The 4,884-nt window shown below is 69.2% G+C and carries 3 protein-coding genes; all 3 read right to left on the reverse strand.

What is annotated here, in order from left to right; translation table 11 throughout:
* Positions 1–180: 180 nt before the first annotated feature.
* Positions 181–2,808 (reverse strand): NERD domain-containing protein, encoded by a 2,628-nt coding sequence (locus ACFWPJ_RS24720; RefSeq protein ID WP_378854768.1) that lies wholly within the window; start codon positions 2,806–2,808, stop codon positions 181–183.
* 108 nt (positions 2,809–2,916) lie between these two features.
* The gene (locus ACFWPJ_RS24725) at positions 2,917–3,891 is read right to left on the reverse strand and encodes a helix-turn-helix domain-containing protein (protein ID WP_378854769.1); all 975 of its coding nucleotides are present in this window, start codon (positions 3,889–3,891) and stop codon (positions 2,917–2,919) included.
* Between the two features lie 267 nt (positions 3,892–4,158).
* The coding region (locus tag ACFWPJ_RS24730) for a zinc-binding alcohol dehydrogenase family protein (RefSeq protein ID WP_378854770.1) at positions 4,159–4,884 on the reverse strand (726 nt) is incomplete at its 5' end.

Genomic DNA, 4,884 nt, shown 5'->3' on the forward strand with positions numbered 1-4,884 from the left:
CCCCGGCGCCCGGCCGGGTCTGGCGCCCAACCAGAGCTTCCGCCCCCGCGGCGGGGGCCGCGGGGTGGGTTTAGCCCACCCCGCCGCCCCCACGACCGGCGCTGGGTGGCGCGGTGTCGGGTTGTGCGCGGGGCACGAGGGTGATCCTGCTACCTCGAGTGCACTCGAGGTCAACTCGGTTCAGCGGTCGGCGTGGACCAGTGGTGCGAGGAAGCCGGTGACCTGCGCGGTCGACGGCTGGCCAAGGCGGCGGCCGAGGACGTCCGGGGCGTCGGCGGCGGCACGGCACCGGTCGGGGTCGGTGTTCGCGGGGTCGGCCGAATAGCGTTCGCCGATCATGATCGCTCGCCCGGCCTCGCGTCCGGTGCGCAGTTCGTAGACGGTGATCTCGTAGGTCGCCCGGAACAGGTTGACGGTGCGGCCGATGGGAGTGCCTGGGGCAGGCGGGAATTGGCAGGTCTGGACGAGATCGCCCAGGCTCACCTGCTGCATACACGCGATGAGCTGGACCGACGACGTGTCCCTCGGATGCCAGGCGGTCGAATCGCTGGTGGCGACCATCGTGGCGAGATCACCCGAGAGGTAGATCGGCCGCGCCCCGTCGCGCTGGTATTCGGCGGCGTTCGGGAACGGTTTCCGGTCACCGCACATCCGGTCGTAGTCCGCCATCTCGAACCGGCTCGCCTGGACCGCGGTGATCGCGAAGAACGCCACCCCGAACAGCACGATGAACAGGATCAATCCAACACCGGCGCCGATCCGGATCCGGGGCTGTGTGCGTTCGCCCCGTTCCCGCACCGGGGTATTACGCCACCGTTCGAGCAGCGACGGCCCGGTCGGCTTGTGCTGTACCCGCTCCCGCAACCGGCTCGACGCGGTCGGCCGCGCCGAGGTCCGGTCCCGTTCCACCCAGTCCGTCCAATGCTCGGAGCTGTCGAATTGCTCCACCGATTCCGCGTTGCCGCGATGTGCCGGATCGGGATCGTGCGACGAACTGGACGACCACGCCGCGGCAGCTCCGGCAGCGGCGCCGACCGCGGCTGTGGCGGCAGGCGCCGCGTACTCGGCACCCGGCGCTTCGCGGCCCGAGTATTCCGGATCCTCCCATGGCTCGTAGTCCGAGTCGCCGTACCCCTGCGATTCGTGTCCGCCGACGGAATCGTCCTCGGGCGGAATCTCCCTGCTCACAGCCTCGCTCGCGGCGCTGCCGTCGGCGGCCGGAGCACCGGCCGAGTCGTCGTCGGTGTCACCCGAGGCTTCGGCGGGTGGCTCAGCGGCCGACTTCGTCAGTGACACAGCACTTGCCGACTCGACATCGGTCGGCGGGGCGGTGACAGTCGTGTCTCCATCTGTGACGCCTTCGCCCGGGTCCACTGCGGGAGCGGTTGTTTCGTCGGGTGACGGAGTATTCGCGGTCGCATTGTCTCCGTCGGCTGCTTCGCCGGCAACGCCCTCGCCACGGAGATCACCATCATCGTCGGAGTTCGCGCCGACGCTCGAATCGGCCTCTGCCACTCCACTATCCGATGCGTCGTCGGCACCGGTGGGCCCGGTTTCGTCGGCGCGCATATCGGCCTCGCTCGCGGCCACATGATCCTCCGGCGGGGCGGCGGTTCCGCTGTCGTCGGGGGAGGCGCTACCGCCAGAAGTGCCTGCGGCAACTTCCGTCTCGCCCGCCGGCTCGGACTGCGCTGACTGTGCACTATTCGGCTGTATGGCGCGATTCTCGACCGGAAGTCGAGTTTGTGCGCGGTCAGCGCAGTGTTCGGCGGGTTCTATCGAGGCTGAGGGGTTCGGCGAAGCGCTACCCTGTGAAACCTCCGCTGCGGCAGGTGCACTCACCAATCCGGCCAAGGGCGAAACCGTATCGGCCGTATCGCCGCCGGGAGCCTCTGCGCTGCGCGGAGCCGACGCGGTCTCGGATCGCTCCTCGCTGCCCGATTCTTGTTCGGGAGAACGCTGTTCATGACCGCGCGTTGCCTCGGGCACCTCAGCCGATACCGCCGACGCGTGCGGCCGATGCGCGAGCCGATCGATCGCGGCGAGAAACGCGGGCGTACTCGCCTGCGCGAGCCGAGTACTCACCCGCGACGAACCACCCGCGACAGCGTCCGTCTCCTCGGCGTCACCGAGTTCGATCGAGGCAGGCGCGGCAGGCCGACTCGTGGTCGACGGATCGAGCCGCGCGGGAAAACCCTGATCCGCCAAGGCGACCCGGCTGGGCAGCAGTTGGCTGAGATTCAGTGCCGCGAACACCCGGCGCACATCGTTGACGCTGAGCCGGACCGTGCGCCCGGTCTCGGCGTGGAAGTAGTCGTGCAGGGCCGTCGAGTCGTCGCGGTGGACGAGGACGGCGCGGTATCCGTCGGCGATGCGGGCCTCTTCGAGGGTGATCTGCGAGCCGGGCTGGGGGACCAGCGCGACCACCGCGTTCACCCATCCGAAGATCCCGGACTGCTGCAGCAGGTTCTTCGCCGCGAACACCTGCCGCCGCACCTGCACGAACGGATTCGGTACCCGCACCGCGTGATAGAGCGCGGCCTCCTCGCCACCGACCGTCCACGGCCCGTTGGGCGGGGTGGAGAGCGTGCCGTCCTGGCGGACGGTGAACCCCTTCACCTCCACCACGGTGGCGCCTTGCGGCGTGCACACCAGCGCGTCGACCTCGACCGATCCGCCCCGGCTCTCCGGCACATGGCACCGGAACACCGCGACGCCGCCCACCGCGGACGCCCAGTCCCGGATCGCCGCGCCGACGACCTCTTCTGCGCCTTCGAGTTCGGTTTCGTCCGCGACAACGACGATCACCACGACCCCCTGTGCAACCGATTGCGGACCTCTACCAGGATACGACCTACGACATCGAAACCGAATCCCGTTGCCGAGCAACGGGATCGGCAATCGTGATTACCGCTCTCACCACGGGGCGCCGGGGAACCGCCCCGGCGAGGGTTCCGCGCTGGCAGGCCGGACCCATTCCAGTGGTGGCCGGGTGACCTGACCTGCGACTATGGCCAGTCCCGTCGGCCGGTCCACCGCGACAAACCCGAAGGGCCGATCGATGCGCACCGAGGTGATCGTCGACCAGCTCTTCTGCGGAACGCCGCCCGGCGCCATGGCGACCGCGGAGACGGCGGCGGCTTCGAATCCGGTGGCATCGAACCGGGCGACGACATTCTGGCCCGCGGCCTCCACCGCCAGCGGCGCCGGACTGAGCCCGGGGAAATGGCCTCGGTTCCGGTCGAGCGCGGCGGAGAGGCCGAACAGCGCGGCATGGCGGGTGAGGTCGTGGGTGGCCGCGACCTCGAACCCCAACATGTCCAGCCCCGCCGCGTGCGCCTGCTCCGCCGGAACCGTTGCCTTCTGGAGAGTGAGAGTGCTCTTCATCAGGCAGCCGTCCCTTGCGAGACGACGGTCCTCGCCTGACAGAGAGGATGTAGGTCGGATGACCCCGGTGGTGAACCGCACCGACCGCCGTGACCAGGCAGTCTTGAACCTCGGAAACCCAACCGGTTTGCCTGCGCGCTGACCTGTTCGGGACTTCGACCAGTTGTCCAAACCACGCGCGAGTGCGTCCAATCCGGTGTTGTAGGCCTCTTTCGAGTTCTCACCCCACCACGGCGCGACCGCAGCCTTGCGGGTGTTCCAGGTTTTGCGGAGTGTGGGCAACGACCACCCCAACGACGGGGTCAGCTCATCGTCGCTGATGCCGTAGCTGCGTTCCGCGGTCCGCTGATCCATGACCGCTTTCACCAGCGCAAGCATGTGATTGTGCGCGAACCGCGCCGCCCCCGCATGCGAGCGCAAGGCACGCTGCTGAGTGGGGGTGGGGTCGAGTGCGAACCGGTACGCCTGCGCCACCCATCCTGCCGGGATTTCGAACCTGGCCATCAACACCCCCACTTCTCGCCAGATGTGCCCCCACTAGCCTCCGTGAACACGCGCCCGGTCGCAGGACGTGCAGGGTCGAACACTTCGAACCCGCAGTGTGCCAACCGGTAACAGTTCCACCATGACCACCATGACAGAAGGGTCTGACACGAATTGATACGGCCAGGCTACCGTGTGTTCCCGACTGATCCGGCCGACCCGCATCAGCCCACCGGTCTACATCGCGCGCGACCCGATCGGTGAGCCAGACAGCGGCACGCCATACCCCTACGGCCGCAACAACACCGCGCCGAGTGCCGTTCGATTCTCGAGCTTGCGATGTGCATGCGCGGCCTCGGTCAGCGGAAGTACCGAGTCGACCCCGATGGTCAACAGCCCCTGTGCCGCGACCTCGAGCGCAGCTGGTCGTTGCCGGGCGACTTCGCCGAGCCACGCGGTTCCCGCGCACCCGGTGAGGGTGAGGCCGCGCAGGATGAGGTCGACGGCGCCGAGCTGGGCCGGTGCGCCCGCGAGCCAGCCGTAGCTGAGGATGCGGCCGCTGAGCGGGGTGATGACGTCGAGGAGCGGGGTCAGCGAGTCGCCGCCGATCGAGTCGAACACGACATCGACGGTGTCACCGGCCAAGAGTTCGCGCAGCTGATCGGCCCAGCTGGGCACGGCATGGTCGATCACCTCGGCGGCGCCGTGTGCGCGGGCCAGGCGAGCCTTGTCCGCCCCGCCCGCGGTGGCGATCACTCGCGCGCCGCGTGCCACGCACAACTGGGTGAGGCAGCTACCGACGCCGGTGGCCGCTGCCTCGACCAGAACGGTCTCGCCGGGGGTGAGGGCCGCGGTGGCGACCAGGGCCAAGGCGACCGACCCCGGCATCTGGGTCGCGGCGGCGAGGTCGGTGGTCAGCCCGTCCGGGATGACGGTCACCGAACCCTGCTCGGCGACAACGAGTTCGGCGTACGCGCCGAAGCCGCCGGTGTCGGTGACGACCCGGGCGCCGAG

Origin of the sequence: Nocardia sp. NPDC058497, assembly GCF_042720195.1 — a bacterium.
GTDB lineage: Bacteria > Actinomycetota > Actinomycetes > Mycobacteriales > Mycobacteriaceae > Nocardia.